Origin of the sequence: Labilibaculum manganireducens, assembly GCF_002843385.1 — a bacterium.
Taxonomy (GTDB): Bacteria; Bacteroidota; Bacteroidia; order Bacteroidales; family Marinifilaceae; genus Labilibaculum; species Labilibaculum manganireducens.
On record NZ_MVDE01000035.1, the window covers coordinates 32,235 to 53,189 of the forward strand.

The 20,955-nt window shown below is 34.0% G+C and carries 15 protein-coding genes and 1 pseudogene; 2 read left to right on the forward strand and 14 right to left on the reverse strand.

The window, feature by feature from the left end; genetic code table 11:
* Position 1: 1 nt before the first annotated feature.
* The 3 genes from BZG01_RS17455 to BZG01_RS17465 form a co-directional block, all read right to left on the reverse strand.
* The gene (locus BZG01_RS17455; protein WP_101311130.1) at positions 2–1,099 is read right to left on the reverse strand and encodes a TIGR04133 family radical SAM/SPASM protein; all 1,098 of its coding nucleotides are present in this window, start codon (positions 1,097–1,099) and stop codon (positions 2–4) included.
* A complete protein-coding gene (locus BZG01_RS17460) occupies positions 1,099–1,545 on the reverse strand; it encodes a radical SAM-associated putative lipoprotein (protein ID WP_101311131.1) in 447 nt (148 codons plus the stop codon). Before BZG01_RS17460 ends, BZG01_RS17455 begins: the two co-directional genes overlap by 1 nt.
* A gap of 215 nt (positions 1,546–1,760) precedes the next feature.
* Positions 1,761–2,399 carry a DUF4294 domain-containing protein gene (locus BZG01_RS17465; RefSeq protein ID WP_101311132.1) on the reverse strand — a complete coding sequence of 213 codons (639 nt, stop codon included), beginning with the start codon at positions 2,397–2,399 and terminating at the stop codon, positions 1,761–1,763.
* An 84-nt stretch (positions 2,400–2,483) separates the two neighbouring features.
* On the opposite strand from BZG01_RS17465, the gene ggt reads away from it, so the two are divergent.
* On the forward strand, positions 2,484–4,172 hold the full coding sequence (gene ggt / locus BZG01_RS17470; RefSeq protein WP_101311133.1) for a gamma-glutamyltransferase: 1,689 nt from the start codon (positions 2,484–2,486) through the stop codon (positions 4,170–4,172).
* Positions 4,173–4,736: 564 nt separating this feature from the next.
* Here the strand turns inward: ggt and BZG01_RS17475 are convergent.
* Positions 4,737–5,891: a hypothetical protein gene (locus tag BZG01_RS17475; protein WP_218973155.1), complete on the reverse strand. Its 1,155-nt coding sequence runs from the start codon at positions 5,889–5,891 to the stop codon at positions 4,737–4,739.
* Between the two features lie 266 nt (positions 5,892–6,157).
* Here BZG01_RS17475 and BZG01_RS17480 point away from each other — a divergent pair, with 266 nt between their 5' ends.
* Positions 6,158–7,426: an IS4 family transposase gene (locus BZG01_RS17480; RefSeq protein ID WP_281256453.1), complete on the forward strand. Its 1,269-nt coding sequence runs from the start codon at positions 6,158–6,160 to the stop codon at positions 7,424–7,426.
* Between the two features lie 1,023 nt (positions 7,427–8,449).
* On the opposite strand, the gene BZG01_RS17485 is transcribed toward BZG01_RS17480, so the two are convergent.
* From BZG01_RS17485 to BZG01_RS22145, 10 genes and pseudogenes are all read right to left on the reverse strand, one after another.
* Positions 8,450–9,544 (reverse strand): serine hydrolase domain-containing protein, encoded by a 1,095-nt coding sequence (locus tag BZG01_RS17485; protein WP_101311136.1) that lies wholly within the window; start codon positions 9,542–9,544, stop codon positions 8,450–8,452.
* A 156-nt stretch (positions 9,545–9,700) separates the two neighbouring features.
* On the reverse strand, positions 9,701–10,036 hold the full coding sequence (locus tag BZG01_RS17490) for a hypothetical protein (protein WP_101311137.1): 336 nt from the start codon (positions 10,034–10,036) through the stop codon (positions 9,701–9,703).
* Positions 10,037–10,974: 938 nt separating this feature from the next.
* Positions 10,975–11,757 carry an enhanced serine sensitivity protein SseB C-terminal domain-containing protein gene (locus BZG01_RS17495; protein ID WP_101311138.1) on the reverse strand — a complete coding sequence of 261 codons (783 nt, stop codon included), beginning with the start codon at positions 11,755–11,757 and terminating at the stop codon, positions 10,975–10,977.
* Positions 11,758–11,888: 131 nt separating this feature from the next.
* Positions 11,889–12,392, reverse strand: a complete 504-nt coding sequence (locus tag BZG01_RS17500) for a hypothetical protein (RefSeq protein ID WP_101311139.1) — start codon at positions 12,390–12,392, stop codon at positions 11,889–11,891.
* A 321-nt stretch (positions 12,393–12,713) separates the two neighbouring features.
* Positions 12,714–13,148 (reverse strand): PH domain-containing protein, encoded by a 435-nt coding sequence (locus BZG01_RS17505; RefSeq protein WP_101311140.1) that lies wholly within the window; start codon positions 13,146–13,148, stop codon positions 12,714–12,716.
* A gap of 328 nt (positions 13,149–13,476) precedes the next feature.
* Positions 13,477–16,368: a TrlF family AAA-like ATPase gene (locus BZG01_RS17510; RefSeq protein ID WP_101311141.1), complete on the reverse strand. Its 2,892-nt coding sequence runs from the start codon at positions 16,366–16,368 to the stop codon at positions 13,477–13,479.
* Between the two features lie 274 nt (positions 16,369–16,642).
* The gene (locus tag BZG01_RS17515; RefSeq protein ID WP_101311142.1) at positions 16,643–18,148 is read right to left on the reverse strand and encodes an ADP-ribosylglycohydrolase family protein; all 1,506 of its coding nucleotides are present in this window, start codon (positions 18,146–18,148) and stop codon (positions 16,643–16,645) included.
* Positions 18,145–18,828, reverse strand: a complete 684-nt coding sequence (locus BZG01_RS17520) for a DarT ssDNA thymidine ADP-ribosyltransferase family protein (RefSeq protein WP_101311143.1) — start codon at positions 18,826–18,828, stop codon at positions 18,145–18,147. The genes BZG01_RS17515 and BZG01_RS17520 overlap by 4 nt, the downstream gene beginning before the upstream one ends.
* Positions 18,829–18,836: 8 nt before the next feature.
* On the reverse strand, positions 18,837–20,390 hold the full coding sequence (locus tag BZG01_RS17525; protein ID WP_101311144.1) for a UvrD-helicase domain-containing protein: 1,554 nt from the start codon (positions 20,388–20,390) through the stop codon (positions 18,837–18,839).
* A gap of 442 nt (positions 20,391–20,832) precedes the next feature.
* A pseudogene (locus tag BZG01_RS22145) lies at positions 20,833–20,955 on the reverse strand (IS91 family transposase); the annotation flags it as partial.

Here is a 20,955-nt window from a genome sequence, read left to right on the forward strand (position 1 = left end):
TCTACACTTTACAGGCTTCTTCACCTTCTTTTATTCTATTTAAATGACAGAATAACAATTTCCCGGTTTTTTCATCACGCAGGTGCATACCGTTCCCTTCGCAATATTTAAACGAACTGCAATCGGAGCATTCACCTGTCTTCATCCAACTTCTATCTCTATAAATGGAATATTGATTCTCCCAGGTTGTCTTAAAACTATTGTGATAGATATTTCCCTGCGAAAAGTTATCCCGAAGATTTGGACATGCCGAGATGGAACCGTCTATCAGAACAGAGGCTACATTAATACCCGCCCGGCAAAAAAACAGATTATCACGCACCTCACCTTCGTAATTTCCTAAAAAACCTTCGCAACCGTAGTTCAATTTGATGTCGCCTTTTTTTCTTTCCCTGGCAATAAAATCGAACAAAGATTTAAATTGTACCGGATTCAATTGCAATTCGTTATGCTCCTTTGCCCTTCCTATCGGAAAAACCGTGAATAGCCGCCACTCTTTAACCCCTTTTGATAAAAGCAGCGCCTTGATCTGGCCTAACTCATTAAAATTCTTTTGATTCACACACGTAACCACATCAAATTTAAGATCTTCCGTTTCGGACAAAAGCCCAATGGCATTTACTGCATTTTCAAAACTTTTTGGATTCCCTCTCAACCAATTGTGCGAATTCTCCAATCCATCCAAACTAATGGTAACGGCACGCAAACCAGCTTGCAAAAGAGATTGCAATCTTTTGAAAGTAAGATGAAATCCATTGGAAACCATTCCCCACGGAAATCCCCTCTCATACAATTGTTTTCCACAAATTTCCAAATCAGTTCGCACCAATGGTTCTCCTCCTGTTAAAACAATCATGGTTTTATTTGGCTCTACAATACCGGATACATCATCAATAGCTCCAATAAAATCGGAAATGGGCATGTCCTTTACCAAGGCTTCTTTTTTACAATCGCTGCCACAATGCAAACAATTCAAATTGCAGCGCAAGGTACATTCCCAAAATATATAATTGAGCTGATGCAGCTTTTTTGCATTGTCCCGGTATTTTCTAAAAAGTTCAAGAGCTATTTTTTTACGCAACGAGAGTTTCGAATTCATTATTTGTCCTCTGATAGTTCAACATTCACTTCCTTTGCTGTTTCGCCACGATCCCACGACCCTGTACTATTTTCAAACTGAGGATCCTTAAACTCTACAATACTGTCTTTTAAAAGGTAACTGCCATTATCACTGCCATCAATATCTTCGTACCTAACTGTAAAATTTTGATCCTGAGGAAATTCAACAACCTGCAAAGCATACTTTCCCTTTTCATCGGTGTAAGTTGAATCGTATTGCATTTTCACTTTAATATTAGGTATCGCCACCTTATTCTCAGAAGTTACTGCACCGTAAATTTTGAAGGTTGCATGAGGTGTTCCATACTCAACAGCACCATTTCCACCACCATCGCATCCGGTAAAGGAAATTGTACCACCTATGCCCATAATGGATAAAAGAACGGCAATTAATTTATTGTACTTCTTCAATACTTTTTTTCTCATAACATTAAGTTTTAACTATCTGATGCAGAAACATACTAAAGGTTGCTTCTAATAAACAAAAACATGATTATCAATTTATAAGAAATAAACACGTTAATCAACACAAAAATACCCATTCTATTGACCCTTCTGTTCTGCGGACCGTCCTTCGTCCCTGTGATTCTCCCTTCGCAAAAGTAAGCGCTCTTCCCGGGGCTTTCAGAAGGTTTTTAATTTTAATTGATCCTCCTTAAAGGCAATTTTCCCGGAGGCAGCAGTTCGCCTCGTTTCATTCTGTCGAGTATTTCTTCAATCATCCAATCGTTGCCCAAAGGATCGTATTCTGCTTTTAGCGATGAACCAAACATCACAGCCACCGATTGCCAAAATATTGCTGTAAATGATCCTTTCAACTCTTTTAAATGATTGTAGCCGGTGTTTCCGGTTTCCCGATCAATTAACTTCATCAACAATTTGCCTTGCGAAATTCTGAGTTTCATCAGAGGTTTTTTGTAATCTTTCATCAAGCCATTGTATTCTTTTCGGATGAGTTTACGGCGTTCTTTTTTGCTTTCAATTCCTTCTAAATCTTTGGTAAGCTTCCCGATGGTTTCATTGGCGGCCTCGGCATATGGATAAACGATACGAATATTTCGAACCATCCGCCAGTATTGCCTTGTGTTTTGATAGTGCTTTCTTCTCTTTTTTTTGTAGCGTAAAATTTTAACCTCGTCGAGATTTACATGCAAATTGGTATCGAGGAAAACGACAGTGTCTTGTTGTGAAAATGAGCGAATACTGCACAACTCCTTTGCTGATGCCGAACCAGCAAAAGCAAATAAAATAATCAAGCCTGTTGTAAACCATCTGACCATAACGAAAATTCTTAATCAAAGATAATCTTTCCTATCTTTAAGTGTATTCTCAAGCAATAACTAATCCATAAAAATCCCTGTAAAATGAAAAAATCTTTTCTCCTCTGCTTGCTATCACTCTTCGCATTGGCAGTATTTTCTCAAGACCGGGTTACCGGACTTAATTTTGCAACAAGATCTGAAGTTATCGCACAAAACGGGATGGCTTGCACCAGTCAACCACTAGCCACTCAAGTTGCACTAGACATATTAAAAGCCGGAGGAAATGCAATTGATGCTGCGATTGCTGCCAATGCCACTTTAGGACTAATGGAACCTACCGGAAATGGAATTGGAGGCGATATTTTCATCATTTTGTGGGATGCAAAAACTAAAAAACTGTATGGTTTAAATGGAAGTGGACGTTCCCCAAAATCGCTAAATCTTGAATATTTCAAGAAAAACAATTACACTTCTATTCCATCATTTGGAGCCTTGCCCGTTTCTGTTCCCGGTTGTGTCGATGGATGGTTTACCGTGCATGACAGGTTTGGGAAAATGGATATGGAACAAATTCTAAATCCAGCAATTCAATATGCCAGAAATGGCTTTCCGGTAAGCGAACTTATTGCTTACTATATGAATACCAGCGCCAATAGATTAATGAAATACAAAGGATTTTCGGAAACATACATGCCAAATGGAAAAATGCCTAAAAAGGGTGACATCTTCAAGAACCCATATTTAGCAAATACATTGGAAAAAATAGCAAAAAACGGCCGCGATGCGTTCTACAAAGGTGATATTGCCAAAACCATTGCAAAATATATGAAAGAGCAAGGTGGTTTTCTTTCTTACGATGATTTGGCCTCGCACAAATCGGAATGGGTTGATCCGGTATCTATAAATTACCGGGGCTATGATGTTTGGGAACTACCACCCAACGGACAAGGCACAGCAGCTCTTCAAATGCTAAATATTCTTGAAGAGTACGACATCGCACAAATGGGATTTGGAAGCAGTGATTACCTGCATACTTTTATTGAAGCTAAAAAACTGGCCTTTGAGGATAGAGCAAAGTACTACTGCGACCCTGACTTTTCGAAAATTCCACTAAAAAAATTGATTTCGAAAGAATATGCACTTGAAAGAAAAGCTTTAATTGATCCCAACAAATCAGCCAAAAGCTATCCTGCCGGCGAATTGGAACAAGGCAATACAATTTACCTGACTGTGGCCGATAAAGAGGGAAATATGGTATCCTTAATACAAAGCAACTACCGGGGCATGGGATCAGGAATGACTCCTGATAGTTTGGGATTTGTGTTACAGGATCGAGGAGAATTATTCAGTCTGGAAGAAGGACATGCCAATGTGTTCGAACCCGGGAAACGTCCGTTTCATACAATTATCCCAGCTTTCATTACCAAAAATGGCAAACCATACGTCAGTTTTGGTTTAATGGGCGGTGCCATGCAACCACAAGGTCATGCACAGATTGTTGCCAATTTAATTGATTTTAAAATGAATCTGCAGGAAGCCGGTGACGCAGCAAGAATTCGTCATGATGGTTCGTCACAACCAACCGGAGGGAAAATGACAGATGGTGGATGGGTAAATTTAGAATCGGAAATTCCTTACCAAACTATTCGTGAGTTGATGGAAAAAGGCCACAAAATAAAATATGACATGGGCGGATATGGCGGCTACCAAGCTATTCTGTTTGATGCTGAAAGAGCTGTGTATTTTGGCGCCTCGGAATCTAGAAAAGATGGGCAGGCTGCTGGATATTAATTGGGAAGAAGCATACTTGAAAACACCTTTAAAATATGAGATGCAAATTATTAAATGTGGCTAAAGCCTATTTATTAATTTGACAGGGACAGTTGGCTAAAGCCAAACTGCAATAGATGTTTTGCATTCGTTTTATTTCAATCATTTACATTTCTATTATCTGTTTTGCCTAAACAAGAGCAATAAACACTCTAATTTTCTACTTACATCAGTAAATGCTTTGTCTTTTTTACCCATTGCAGTGTGGCTTTAGCCAACTGAAATTAAAAATTCCTAGTTTTGCTTTAACATCATCCTACTCCTTCAATCTCCTGCTATCGTGAACTTATAACGGGGAAAATTGCATTAAGATGAACAAAAAAAAGCTGCAGATCAATCTACAGCTTTACAATATTTTTTAAATTACTCCTTGTAATGGGCTTCCTATTGCAATATCCCCTTTGCTAAAAGTCCCTCAAATTATACCATTACCCATAGTAGCAATTCAATGACCGGAACCATCAACCTACCGTTCCTATTGGGCAGTTCCTGCCACACGAATGCTTAGTTGTTGTAAGCAGTACTTCATTCCGACAACCAATCCTTTGATATTTGTAATATCTTATCGAAATCATTGCCTGTATTAGTTATAATATTTCCATTTTCAACATAGCTATAACATAAGCCAATATTCTTAAAATCAATTTCATTTTTCGCAAATGGGTGATTAAATAACCAATAGTTAGCATCAGGTATAATATGAGGAAAAACCCTTGTAACAAATACACCACTAAGATTTTTCAACCTAGGTCCGCTATCGTGTAGGAATACTCCATTCCTTTTTCTTATCAGCTTTGTATCTCTATTATTTGGATTCTCAGACCATGAAATCGCTTCAGAACCCCAAATTGCATTTTCGATATCATCTATAGCCGAAGATTTATAATCTAAAGTATTAATGCAAACGATAAATGGTTTATCTAACTCACCGTAACGTTTCGCTTTTAAGTCAACTGAAGCTCTTATGGCGTCTTCACAACCACCGTAAAATATCTCAGAAGGATATATACCAATTGGTCTAGTATTTTCTTTTACTTTGGCTGAAGGAACTAAGGGTATTGGCTTAACGATTAGGTGAACATCTTCATTTTCAAATTCGATAATTGGAATCCGATCAATACCGTATTTCTCAATCTCATGTGTCAAACCATCGGGATCAATTTTATTTATTTCTTGCGAAATATATTTTATTAATGGTTTAGCACTTGGTTGTTTTGTAGTTTTAAAATTTAAAGTATCAAGGTTAAGCAAGAAACCTTTCAATTTTAGTTTACTAAGGTCATCATAGAAATTATTTATTTTTCTTTCAACAGCTTCCTGAACATGGGATTTGTCTTTGACAATTTTTGCTTCAACATAAATTTCTAAGCTACCTTTCTTAATAAGGAAATCAGGTCTCTTTGGGGAATTAGGTAATTCAGGATGTATTAAAACCTCAAATCCAAGATTATTAAATAACTGATAAAGAAATAGTTCAAAAAAACAATCATCAAAATGTTTTATAAAACTAGCCTTGAATTCCTTTTTCTCATTCTCAGGATACTCTAAAAACCATTGGTTTAGCTTATTCCTAATTATAGAAATATCCTTTCTTGCACTTCTATTGTAATAATCAAAATTTGTTTCATTGTGTCTTGCTGGATCGAGTGAAATTCGCTCTATATCTTCAAATAGTTTCATAATTTATTCTGTATTGCTTACAACGTTTAGTGGTCGAGTAGGTGAAGGGAATCTCACCCCTCACCTCAAATGTCGTTAAGTTAAGAAATTAAACTCATGTTTTTTGTTATTTTACAAGGTTCCAAAGCTTGCAATTCACTCTTAAAACACCTATATTCAATGTATTAACCAATATATTTATCAAATTATGGTCAAAAAAAACAAACATGAATCAGCAGCATTGGCATCGGATTTAACTTAAAAACCATGCCAAACTTATTGAAACACTGAAAAATAAACTATTTTCTCAGTATTTTTTAGAGAAATATAGAATTGGCGTAAAATCCTTTGTCAGAAAACGAAGTTTAGACTTTGTTAGTGTTTTTATGTTTTTATCCAATTTGTTGAAATCTTCATTACAAACCGAGTTGGATAATTTTTTTAAAATTTTACAACACAAAGAGCTACCTGTAAATAAAGTTACAAAAAGTGCTTTTAGTCAAGCAAGGCAAAAGCTTAAATATCAGGTTTTTGTTGAGTTGAATCATGATCAGGTAGATTTTTTTTACGATAAATTCCAGTACCGGAAGTGGCATAATTACCGTTTGGTTGCCATCGATGGTTCCACATGCCGTTTGCCATACAGCAAAAAAATTGTTGAAGAATTTGGAATCGCAGATACATCTGAGACAAAAAGCCCAATTATTTTGTCCAAATTATCACAGGCCTATGACATGCTCAATCATATTATAATTGATGCAAGCTTGGCAAATTATCATGTCGGAGAACACGAATTGGCCCAACGGCACATCGATTATTTACAAAAAGGGGATTTACTGCTTTTCGATAGGAACTATGCTGCGTTTTGGTTGTTTGCCCTTTTACTTTCAAAAGGAATGCATTTTTGTGCGCGCCTGAAAGTTGGCTCATGGAAGCTGGCAAAGGAACTAGCTGCGACTGGAGAAAAAGAGATGACGGCTGAAATTTATGCAAGCAAAGCAAGTAAAAAGAAATGTAAAGAACTTGGTCTGAGTGATAAACCAATAAAATTACGTTTTGTTTGCTTCGAGCTTAGCACGGGTGAAAAAGAGGTACTTGTGACAGACATTATCAATGAAATAGAATATGAAGAATTGGAAAACTTGTATCATCAGCGTTGGTTTGTTGAAGAATCTTATAAACATTTAAAATCCAGGATCCAGATTGAAAACTTCACGGGAAAAAGCCCTTTAGCGGTAAGACAGGATTTTTATGCTAAAATATTTACGGGAAATTTAACTGCAATCCTTGCTTTTCCTGTTCACCGACAAATAAAAGAGAATACTAAAAAACGAAAAGCAGAGTACCAGCTCAATTTTACACAGGCAGTAAGCAAAATGAAAGATTCTGTAGTCTTGTTGTTTGTTCGGGCAGCAGATATGGTAAGTGAATATATTTCAAGCTTATGGAAATTGTTTAGTGCGAATACCGAGATCGTTAGGCACGGAAGGAAAAATCCGCATAAATTCCGGAAAAGCAAGCGCATATACCCAACTGCATATAAAACCCCCAAATAAATTACAAAACATAGTAATTTAAAGGCTTTATCGAAATTTAACTTTATTTCGACAGGAAAAGCCATGTTCCTTTCTAAAAGGGTGCGGTGTAATGCAATGATCATATTATCAGCTAATTGCGGACACGATTGTCGATTAATGAAAAAATCACGTGAGTGTTAAGGATACTATGAATTCAAAAAATAACTTCATAAAAACAAATAAGCCAAGCTCATGAGAAATGAGGTTCAAAGTCACTTCATACTTGAGGATAAATTCCAACACAAAATCAAATGTTTGTATTTCTGCCGATTAACTTAACGACATTTCCCCTCACCTCTCACAGAACCGTACGTGAAAGTCTCCCTTCATACGGCTCTTGTCGTATATAAATCGAGTTACAAGTTAAATAGAAAAATTCAGTTTCAAGTGATAAAACAAATAGAGAAACTGTTTCTTTATTCTCTTAAGCCACGCATAAGCGCAACAAATACTATTCTTGTAACGTTTGTACTTTCGCAGCATAACATACTTTGCGACTTTTGACAGAATATTGCCACTTCCCGACACCTCTTCAGTAGTTCACTGGATGTTTAGCCTGAGCTTGACGAAAGGTTCATCTCTTCTATTAAAACCTGCTATACTCTTGGTATAGATTTTACTCCCGAAAATTATCACGGGTGTTCGTGATTGCTTCGCAATTCCTAAACGCTCAATACACCATGGCTCTTTACCAAAGCACCTTTAGGTGGTTTAGTTCGTAAATTGTTTATTTCAAAAGCACTCATGATTTACGCTTCGCTTCAATTGATGCCCCTTCCCGTAAAACAACATCGGTGGGTCAAGCTTACAACTGCTATCCACCATCTCAAATAAAGCATGCTGCACGGTTTTATGCCGATGTGCAGCTTCTTGGCACACTATGAGTAGTGCGGACTTCAAAAGACAAATCTTTCTGCCCACACTGATTTATATTTGGAACTAAAGTATTCATTTTCATAACGTAACCCACCATAAAGCATATGCAATGTTAGGTGTTGTTGTTTATTCATTTTTCATCTTTGGATGTAGTTGTGCTATATCTTTAACCATATATTCCAATGGCTCTAATTTTTTATGTGGCACATTTCTATTGTCGGCATTAATTACTATAACCATATCCAAATCAGGAATAATATTTATAATTTGTCCACCATTTCCTGGAATAAACCAAGCGTTAAAACCAAATTCGGTTTTTACCATTTGCCACTGATAACAACTATAAAAAGGGTGTTTGATTTCAATAAATGGAGTAAAAATCTCTTTTATCCAATTTTCAGATACGATTTCTGTATCAATCCATTTCCCCTTGTTCAAATGTAATAGTCCATATTTCGCAATGTCTCTTGATTTAAGAGATAGTCCACCACCCCCATCATAAATGCCATTTTTAGAAATCCAGTTATATTCTTTGATTCCAAGTGGCTCAAAAAGGTATTCTTGAGCAAATTCTGCAATATTTTTACCCGTTGATCTTTTTATAATTTCACTCAAAATAATATTGTTAGGTCCACTATACACATATTTTGTTCCGGGTATTGTATCCATAGGTAATTCTAATGACGATTTCAACCAGTCTTCTGTTTTATCCATTTGTCTACCCATATTGTTCTGGTCAGTAAGGGGTAAAGAATGTTCATCCCACTTAAAACCTGATGTCATAGTCAACAGATCTTTAATCGTTATTTTGTTTTTTAGAGTGTCTTTTTTAAGATTTTCATATTCAGGGAAGAAATCTAACATTCTTTGATCAACGCTTTTAATACACCCTTGTTCTATTGCTACACCAATCAATAAAGAATTGAAACTCTTCGTATTCGATGCTAAAATATGAAGTCTACCATTTTCCCAATTATTATAATATTGTTCTATCACTAAGTTGTTATTTTCAATCACCAGTAAACTATGTATATTCCCATATTTACCATTACAAATGTCTTGGTTTAGTTTATTGAATATGGCTGTATCTAATTTAGATGAATCAAGTGTAGATACCTTCAGTCCATCGTTTATGTCAATTGGTTTCTGATAGGAGCAATCATTTTTTGTATTGCAGCCAATGAAGCTTAAAATAATTAAAACTCCAATTAGATTTTTCATGGTATTTGGTTTTTCTTTCAATAACACCTAATGGTAAATTGTATGTTACGTAAGGGTTTGCGTGTGATTATCTGTCCGCATAAGGACGAGATAATGAGCGGAAAACCGCCACTGGCATACCACTGAAACCCTTATGGAATAGTTACCATGCATTTTTTAGTTTAGTCCTGTTTGATTTAATTGTTTAATCCTTTTTGCTCGCTTTTTTTGATAATCAGCAATCTGACCATAAAATTTTGATGATTTCGAAAAAATCAGATGAGTCAAACCACATGCCATTTTATATTCATCTGGTCCCTCAATCGTACACATTATTCCAGAAATATCTCCACTGTTAATCACATCTATGATTGTCAATTCTGTTTTTAAGGTAATTGGATGTCCATTTTTGCGGAAAATTTGCACTAACTCCCGAATTGGGTAAGTTTTTAAGGGAAGATTTTCTTTAAGCTTTTCAGTTAACTCTTGATATTGTATTAAAATATTATCCATTTTGTCATTGATTTATATCGACAAATTTATAATTTATTTTAATCTAATCGTCAATTTATCAATCGTTTGTTTTAGAACTCATTGTTTTCTAATCAATGAAAATAATGCAAAATCTGTCAAATTTTAACGCTGTATCAAGCAAGCTCGCATCACGCAAAATTTGACTCTCTCCGTACTTGCTTTATCTAGAAATCTGTCCAAATTATTTATTTATAATCTCTTTTTGTCTCTGCTTTATCTGCTTTTTTATCTGTAAATCAGTCGTTTTGACAATTGCAGAACTTTTAATCAAAAATCAGTCGAGTAGGACAGTTTTGTAATCTAACCCACTCATAAAGTTTTAAAATACATTAGTTCGAAAATGTAATCATTTAATTTAAAGTCCTTAAAATCAGTTGAAAATGAGCCGCTATTAAAATGCATGGTAACGTTGAGTAGTCGAGTAGGCAAAGGGAGTTTGACTTCGTCGATTTTCAATTCACCCTAAGCCTCTCACAGAACCGTACGTGATACTCTCCCATCATACAGCTCTTGTCGCATTAAAATCGAGTTACAAGTTAAATAGAAAAATTCAATTCCCAGTGAATAAAACAAATAGGGAAACTGTTTCTTTCTTCTCTTAATCCACACATAAGCGCGACAAATACTATTCTTGTAACGTTTCTACTTTCGTCGCATAACATACTTTGCGACTTTTGACAGAATATTGCCACTTCCTGTAAAACGACATCGGTGGGTCAAGCTTACAACTGCTTTCCACCATCTCAAATAAAGCATGCTGCACGGTTTTATGCCGATGTGCAGCTTCTTGGCACACTATGAAACGTTGGGGATTGCGGAGAGGGAACCTATCAACCGATAAGAACCTTGCCAGCGGGCGATGCACTCGGCATACCACTTAAACCCCAATATTTTATACCGCGTGTTACCCACGGTTATTATTGTCTTTCATAAAATGGTTTTGTCTGTTTGATAAAATAATCTGAGATTCCTCCCTTGTTATCAATCTGCATAAAATCAACTATCTCATTTTTATCCATACATTTCTCTGTTAATGGTCCTGCTTCCTTTGAAATATCTCTCAATTCTCCATCTAAATCAATCGCAATGACTAAATGTGGAAGTTTCTCGTTTTTATCCATCTTGATTGCGGCGAGGTAGGCAGCTTTAACAAATGGTCTATTTTTAAATAATGATTTCAATTCATTAACTAATTTGTCAGGATAATTTGCTGGCTGTCCAATTTGTACTTCAGTATCAGATTGAATTGTCATTTCATTATTCTGCTCGAAAATTGAACCATTAAGTAAACTCTCAATCTCCTGAGGAATCAATTCTTTACCATAGTCAGAGTATGGATTAAGAATAAATGTCGCACCACGTGTAAAATCAAACAAATCTTGTCCTTTAATCGCCATGAATGGGACTTGTTCCTTTACAATCGCTTTATCAAAAATCCTGTTGGTCGATGTGAATAATGGAATTTGTCCGTTTTCAAAAGTTACAAACTGAACTGTCGTATCCTTTTCCAGCACCTTTGTTCCTTCTGAAATTCCTTCCTGTCCATTTGTAAGTACAATCAATTCGCTCCATAGAAGTTTTGTGTAAAAATCATTACGTATTGATGCATCTGAAGCAGCTCTCATTAATAATTTCTCAAGTTCGTTTTCAGGAAAAGTATTATCAGTTTTTTTCTTCTTTAATCTATCAAATAATCCCATAGTTGTATCTCAGGTTTAATTGTGGGTAACGGTGGCATGAGAAGCTGCCGACTGCAGGCGAATTTACTTTCTGGATACAAGAACGTAAAAACGGGTGACAAGCTGGCAAGTAGAACATCACCGGCCTTTTTTTATACCACGTGTTGGCTGCCGTAGTTTTTCACTTTTGTTTTCAATATTTTTTCTTCATTTAGATCAGAAGAGTACAATCTGAATTCAACCGATTTGTCTTTGAAGTACATTTTTACATTTCGCGACATGATTAAATCATCAAAGTCAGATATTAAGGAACTTAAAAGATTATCTTGGTTTTCATTGTCATATTTCTCAATCCATAATAAGTCATTTCGAACAACTAATTGATTTGAGTTCTCTGGTTTGGAAGATATAATCAAGTTGTCAAAATGCCAATTAGAACTATTCTGTACAAGTGATATTCCATTGTCAATGGATTTCTGATATTTAAGATACTTTCGAAAGTCCTTAATTCCAAAAATTATAAATACAGTGAACACAGGAATAAAGTCGTTCAATTGAATGTTGTCAATTGAATTAAAATGAAAGATAAAAACAATTCCGACCGTTCCCAATATGCTAACAATAAGGAATCTCCATAAATTAAAACTTCGTTTCATTTTATTCTTTTTAAGGTTAGTTAAAATGTAGGTGTCGTTACTATGGCAGCCAACGGCAGTCTGTCTAATAACCTAAACTAACTTGCTTAGATTCTCCTATTTATTCATTTTTACAGACTACTACTTTATATAAATCACTGTCAAGCTTTGCTTTTTAGACAGTCTGACGATTGGCAATATGGCATGAAGCGGATTGCGAGTGATATACTATCAAACCGAGATGAAGTTTAAACGGGCAAAACCCGCTCCAATTAAGCACTTCACCGCTTTTTGCTATATTGCGTGTTGGCAGCTGGTGATTTTTCATTCAGCAATTGTCATTTATTTTAATTTTTTCAATAAATCTTCATTTTTTATTTTCAATTCTATTTTTGGATTAATCTCAATTAAATGATTCAAAAATCCAGCTTTGTTCTTTGGTGAAATCAATATTGTCCCTTTACGGCTATAATTAATCTCTAATCTGTCAAGCGAATTTGCTGGTGAACTTAATGGGTTGTTTGATTCTGATATTTCTCTAATTGAATCAATCGATATAGTTTTATTAACCATAAATCCACTTTTTACTATTAAATCCTTATCCGTAATTAAATAATAAGTCGTTGTGAAGATATATCCAATAAATCCAATCACTGATAGAATAACTGCGAGTCCAATCCAAATCTTGTTGTAAATCATTGGAATAGACACTCCTCCTAAAACGATAATAAGAAAAAGAAGTATCCCAATTCCTACTTTTGAATTATATTTTATCATATTTATCAATCTTTAAAATTTAACTTACTCTATACTTTAAAAGTCAATCGATATTTTTTCATGCAAAATAGCCAATCTCTATGAACCTGATGTTTATGTGTCTTGGTTCACTTGCTGTCAACGGTCTATGTATGTTTTCGTGCGGGACTTCAACGGACTACCGTTTCAAGTTTCCACTGAGCCAAATCTGCAATTAGTAAGTTACATTTTTCCTTTAAACTTCAAATCACAGATTTGGCGGTGCTCAAACAAAGCTATAGAGCTTCAAACATACACCGAAACCCGCATGAAATATACATTTTGTTAGCAACTGGGCTTTGTACTTCTTTTATGAATTTCCATAATACTTTTGTTTTCTCTTATTAAATGCTGGCATTGCACCTTCCAATACCTTTACAATACAGTTGTTGACTTTATAATTTTCAATACTTCCTGAAGTCACAGTGAATTCATGTCCATTTTCTTTAGCAAGGTCTACATATATTATTTGCTCTGCATCTGCAACTACGGCTAGATTAGGATTGTGGGTTACCATAATAATCTGTCGTTTTTTCTTAGCTTCTTTAATAAATGGAACTAAAATATTTGCAACACTGTAATTATCAAGATTATCTTCTGGTTGATCAATAATTAGAGGAATATCATTTTTATCTAAAAGTAAGTAAAAGATTAAAAGTAAAGCGCCCCTTTCGCCAGGAGATAGTTGTTCTAAATTCTTATCACCTTGTTTCAATTGATAATTATAATCTAGAAATTTTAAAGAAAACAAGTAACTATAAAAATCCTTTATCTCTGAAACTTGTTCACCTATAAATCTATAACCACCTTGAGTTTCTCGCTTATCCTCTTTTAATGCATTGATAATTTCTGTAAGGAAAGTTAAAATAGAATCTGCATTGTCAAAATCAGTTTCCGATATAATATTATTTAATTGGTACTCTCCATCAATGATTCCCTTGAACGTACCTGCTTTTTGCTTATTAATAAAAGTCATGAATTTTTTTACAAAATCCGATTTCAATACCATTGATGCATTAATATTTATTGGATATTTATCCAACAAAGTTCTGTTCTTATCAATTACAGTATCGAGTTTTTCTTTTACAGCCTTATATATATTTACGACTTCATATTTCTTAATAAATATTTCCTTAGTTTTATTTATTCTTTGTTCATATTTATCTTTAAGATCTTTTTGTAGATCATTTTCGATATACTTTATAGAAGAAGCAAAGAATTCAATAGTATTTGGAATTGTACTTGTACCTTTAATTTCATTTTGTTTTGTAATCCATGTTTTCTTGTCCAAAAGATACTGTTGATATTTACTTTGTTCAGAGCCAAGTTTAGCTTGTTCTTCTTTTAATAATTGTTTCTTTTCTTGTAATAATACAGGGATACTTTTGGTAGTAGTGTTTGATTCTTGTTCACCAAGTTTCGTTTTGATTAAGGATAATTCATTTTCTTTTACTGAAATAGTCGAATCAATTTTTGTAAAGTCAGTTTTGAATTTGATTACTTCTAAAATGTCTATTCCTAAGTTTGTCAATTCTTCTTTCTTTGAATCAACATAGCTTTGAATTTCAGAACCCTTAAGTTCAATATCTCTCTTGGTGTCTTTTAAAAATTGAAGATTAAGTAACAAAGACGATTTTAATAGCTCATTTGATGTTTTCTGAGTTTCTATCGATTCAATATCTATCTTAAGTTGATCAATTTTTGCGACTTGTGCCTCGTTAGCCTTCTTTTTTTCGGCATCAATATTGGGATCTGTAATTACAGGCGGTTTTACAAGCGCTTTTAGCTCATCTTCTTTTTTTTGTTTTTTATTTTTAAGTTCCTTTTTGAAAGTGGGATTCTCTTTCTCTTCTAAACTGATTATGTTATGATTAATTTGACTTAATTCGCTTATTAAATAGTCTATTTCTTTTTCGACACTTTGTTGTTTGGAATCAATTAATTCTTTAAAATTTAATTTTCCATACCTATCAGATTCTTCTAAATGTGCGAAAACAACTTTCTCTATTTCATTTTGAAATTCCTTCGTATTAGAAATTTCATTGGTAAGTCGTTCAAACTGACCCTGTGGAAGATATTTTACTTCTTCAATAGATCCAATAACATTAGTATCAGCTAAATTCTTTTCTGTAACTTTATCACTCTCCCAAGTTAATGTAGCATTAAAATTATTAGCATGTTTACCATCACGAAATTTACTCTTCTTCAGAAATGAAAAATCGTCCTGATTATTATAGTCAGAGCATAAAGCAATCATATCAGCTATTGCACTCTTGCCACTACCTTTATTACCAATAATAGCTACAAGTTCATGATTCATTGGAATGGTTATATTGTCAAACCATTTACCATACCTTTCATCATAACCATCTACGCTTGTAATTTTAAGTTCTCTAACGTATTTAGTTCTATTTGTATGTACTCTTTCAAAAACACAAGGATTTTCTCCAATATAAACTCTGCCTTTAGGTTCATTTAAAATCTGCCTTAAGCCATCAAAAGTTGGTTCTGCTTTTATCCAACAATTAGCTTTAAGTTCATAACTAGTAACTTTATGATTATCGGAACAAATAATCATTGGTAAAACCGATTTAATAGCAGGAAAGACTTTTTTATTATAATCGTTTTGATCTTCTTCTTTTCCAAGTTCAAGAATATCAATATGATTTATTACTAAATCAGTTTTCAATGCCATTTTAAACGAAACAGAATTTGTAATATTTTCAATTGTATTCGTTTTGTCCCCTGCATGAACTGTAACAAATCCACCTAATTGATGAATTAATTTAGAAGTATCTTTTAAATCACAATGGATATTCTTATCTCCACCCTTATTAACAATATCTGACGCTGTAATTCCACAACCTGATTGTAATTTTATCCAAATATCTTCAATATTGGACTTTTCTGAAAAGATACCAATAAAATGAATTGACTCACTTCCTCCAAGTTCAGCCCTAAATTCAATACCTGGTAAAACTGTAACTTTTCCTTTACCAAGTTTTTGCAAATTCCTAATTCGTACTGTATCAATAATATGGTGGTCAGTAATTGCAACTACTTCAATATTATTTTGTATTAACGTATCTATAATTGTCTGATCCGAGATACTCTTATCTTTATAGTCGTATGATGATTGTGTATGGAAATGTAAATCCCATTTTCTCCATTCTGCTCCCTTGATATTATTTTCACTTATCATTCTTGTGATTGTATGTTATGTATGTGTATTTTGCCTTGTTGCTAACGTTACGTGTATGGTGTCGTGCGGGATTACGAAGCGATTACCTGTCAGTTTACACCAACTTTTTTTACGAGCCACAAACGCCCGAAAACCGCTAAAACCCGCATGCACTATACATATTGTTGTGTTTTCGTGCTTTATTCTCGCAGTCAACCTGTGTGTTGGGGAGACATGCTCTTTAAGCAAATTTGGTCGTGCGGTTGATATGTGCGTTTGCTTAATGTGCATGGCTCTATGCGAGCGATTTTAGTACTTTAATTATCAAATCATTTACTTCTTCATTGTTCATCCTATTTATATTTTCAATCAAATCGGCTTGTTTTGAAGAATCTACTTTTGCTTTAATTAATTCAATAACATCCTTTTGGTTATTAGATTTAGGAATTACGCCATTGAGTAGTTTGCTAAATCTACATGTTTGACCAATTTCAAATTCAATATCAACTATCAGATTATATTTTCCTTTTGTTAGTGGCTGTTGTCTATCAATCTTGATAATTTTCCCAGAGCCTAAGGGATGATAATTAACTTTATCATCTAATTTGTAATCATCTTTATCTAATTTGAAATCACGTATGCTTTTAATTATTTCTTTATCAGTTTCAGAAATATAATTATCCTCAGAAATTGCTAACAATCTCTTTGCTGTTATATCTAAGTAATCAAAATCTTGTACAGTTTTCCATTTTTCAGGAATAACAGACTGTCCGTGTAAAGCTCCCAATAATCCGCCTGTAAATGCTGCAATACTGTCAGTGTCTGAACCAAGATAATTAACAGCATAGACAATCCCGTCAATTGGTTTGTTATAAAACTTACAGGTTAAATAAATACCTGCAAGAACTGTTGCAATCCCTGAACCTTTAGTTTCTTTGGCAACACAGCCAAGTTCGTTAAGAATTTTTTCAGGAGAATAATTTCCTGTCAGTCCTTTATAAATTAACCTTAACTGCTCCTGAGTTTCATTTAATGTCTGATTGTATTGCTCAATAAAAGTGGTTTTTGATTTCTTGTTCCATTCATGAATCCAACTGGAATATTCAACTTTATTTAAAAAGGGCAGAGAAAACTTCTGTTGGAAATCTTGTCCGATTTGAACAATATATGATTCTGCATTAAAGTCATTGTGATTAATTGGAATAATTAAGTCAACCGCATATGCATACAGAATTGCTCCTAAAATAGCTCTTGAATGACCATGAGTAACAATGCTGTTTGCAAAGACTTCTTCCTTAATTGTTTCTATATCTCTAAAATTCGCAAGGGCAATTGGTAAAATTCTCATTGCTGCACCATTAGCTCCACTTTCCCTGTAATCTATTGTATTATTGCCTGCTTTAAAGGTGAAAAAGTTATGATTCCATTTAGCGGATTTTCGTTCTATTTTTTGTGCGGCATTTTTTATCGTTCTTCCTGCACCTCTTGAATATAAAAGCCAAGAAGGTAATTCAGCTTTTGAGAAATAATCATGGTCAACATTACCATTTGGCTTAATAGAACGTGCCACACTCAATAACAATTGCGTGTCGTCAGAATATGAGCCCGCTTTTAAATAATCAATATACCCATTAAAGCGTCCACCAACAGTTTTTTCCCAATTGTGAAATTTATCAATTGAACTTTGACCAAATTTGGTTTGTAGATTATCATTTGAATACTCAAATTCCGTCATCCAACCCAATGCATCGCCAATTGCTGCCAGCTTGAGTGCACCTTTATATTTTGTTTCTGCTTTCATAATCTTGAGCTTTCAAAAATAGATGAATCAACAACAAATTTTGATGTATCGAAAGAATTCATTGCAGCTTTAGCTTGTGCTAATTCATCATTATTTCTAAAACATATTTCAGTAATATAATCAGAATTAATTTCATCTTTCACTAAAACTTCAGCTTGAACATCTGTTGGGTATTTCAACGGTAGATTCCTTCTTAATAGGGAACGTTCGCCATTAAAGGTGTTTATTCTTAATTCTGATTTAAATAATAGTTTCAATTTCTCTAAATCTCCTGATATACCAAATTGCCTTTTTGCTGAGCTTGAAGCGGCATTTGTTACAGAAAAAAGTGTATCTGCTTGATAAAGATAAATTGGGTTTATTTTCAAAACACACCATGTAATTGTAAAATCCTCTTTAGTTCTTTCTTGAAATTTTGAAAACAAAAATGAATTTGTTGATGATATTGATAGGTTAATATAATTCGTGTCATCATATCTAACAGCATCGGTAAATTGAGCATAATCGAGAATATCAAATTGCTCAATGTCTAATGATTCGAGCTTGGCTCTACTCATCAATTTACCATTCTCTAGAATACTATACAGATTTTTCGTAGCTGTAAAGTGTACTAAGAATTCAATTTCTCGTTCGGAAATGAATTGTTTGAAATTGTCGGAATCTTGTTTAAAGTTTAGCATAATTGATTCTAAAATGGTAAATCATCAGTATCGTCAAGTTGAACATTTATTTCCTTTGAACAAACATCAACTAGCTCCTCACTTATTTCAGAAAGATATCTTGATGGATTACCACTACTGAACATATATAGATTCAGTCTAGCTCTTGTCATTGCTGTATAAAGTAATCGCCTTTCTGTTGATACATGAAATTCGTCATTTTCATCATTGAAACCAGGAGGATATGGAATAATATCATCGTTTAAGTCAACAATGAAGACATTGGTAAATTCTAAGCCTTTTATTGAAGACAAAGTACATACCTTTATTGAGTTACTTTCATAATCAACAGCTTGATTTTTACTTTTCTTCACATATTCAATTTCAAAGCCATCATTTTCTAATCTGCGAGCTATTGAATCAAGACCTGATGTATTTCGATGTAAAATTACTGTACTATTAATCTTGTTATTAGTGATAAGATTATTTAACTCCTTTTTTACATACGCAAATTGACTTTCGTAATCCTTAAAATAACCAATTTCAGGTTTCTTTTCTCCTTTTAGAGCTGTTTCAACTTGAGTGAATTCGCTTTTGTCAGTTTCTTTTTCCAACAACGATAAAGCTGCTCTTGCAATGTGGACAGTATTTCTATAGTTTTTCTTAAATTCAATAGTACGTCCACCACGTACATTTAATCCAACTTCTGACCAAGAAAAACCACTTTTAAAAATACGTTGTGCCGCATCTGCAATAATTGAAATGCTATTTGTTTCTGGAGAAACAAGTTTGGATAAAACTAATATTTGAGCTTTGTTTAAATCCTGTGCTTCATCAACAATCAAATGACTAAAAGGAGGTTCAAAAGATGCATTTTCATCAATTATTTTTAACGATAAAATTGCATAATCATCGAAATCATATTTACCTCTTACCTTTAGTTCTTCTTGATATGTTTGATATATTTTCCAAATTACTTGTTTGTCTTCTTTTACAACTCTGTCTGTAGTACCACGACCAACCCTTTTAGCATCAACATATTCTTGCTCCGATTGAAACAATTTTCCTTTCATCCAAGATATCTCTTCTCTAAAAAACTCTGTCGTTTTTCCTGCAATTGAATGATTACTAAATCTGGATTTAACGGTTTCAACTAGGTCTGTTTGAGCTTTCCCGCTAATTGTTTTCCAATCACGATTTACGTATCCGTTTTCAATAGTTTGTACTGATAGTGATATTCCGTTTTGTTCAAGGAAGCGATATGCCCATTTATGGAAATTGGTAATCGTTACATTTATTCCTGGTTCTGTTGTTGGATTAAGTTCTTCTGAATCCTGCTGATAACCTCCTTCAATTTTATGGCTTACTTGTGTGATATATGCAGACAATGTTTTATTGTAAGTAAATATTGCAACTTTTGCTTCATTAAATAAATTTGATTGAGTGTCAAGCAAATGTTTTGCCCTATATAATGCAACTGTTGTTTTTCCACTTCCAGCGACTCCTTTTATCTGTATCGGATTTGTCACTGGTAAGAATAAAACATTCTTTTGTTCTCCTGTTAATTTAATTGTCTTTAGCATATCATTCTCAATTTGTGCGTCGGCTTCAATTTGGGTCTTTTGCAAGCTGAAGCGTCAGCATGTGGGTTTGGGCTTGCAAATGTGCCAAATGTGCGTTGGCTTTAGTTGCACGGTCTCTCTTTGCATGAAACACAACGTAAAAGTGTTTTATCCTTTCGTTTTTTAAAATTAACAAAACATTATTTAGAACACTGATTTTTACTTCTCAGAATAGTTCCAAATAAAGGATAAAACATAGTTGGACAATGCCGCCGGAGCTATGGGTATTTAATTGTTTTGTTTTTTCGCAAGAGGTTTCGGACCTTCTGTTTGATGTGTAAGTTAGGAAACCAGAGTGTTTCATAAGGATTTTTTGCTTTGAATAATGCATAGTTTACCCTTTTAGCTTATGCTATTAAATTTACTTTTTAAAATTCAAAGAACTTTTTGATCACCCAATCGATCAGGTTTCTGGTTTTGGCAAAGCTCTGCATAAAATTCTGCCTTTTTTACATTTCGGGCAATGGCTTACGTCTTTACCTGTGAGTAAAGAGTAAACTTCAATGGCTGATAATCCCTCGTATTC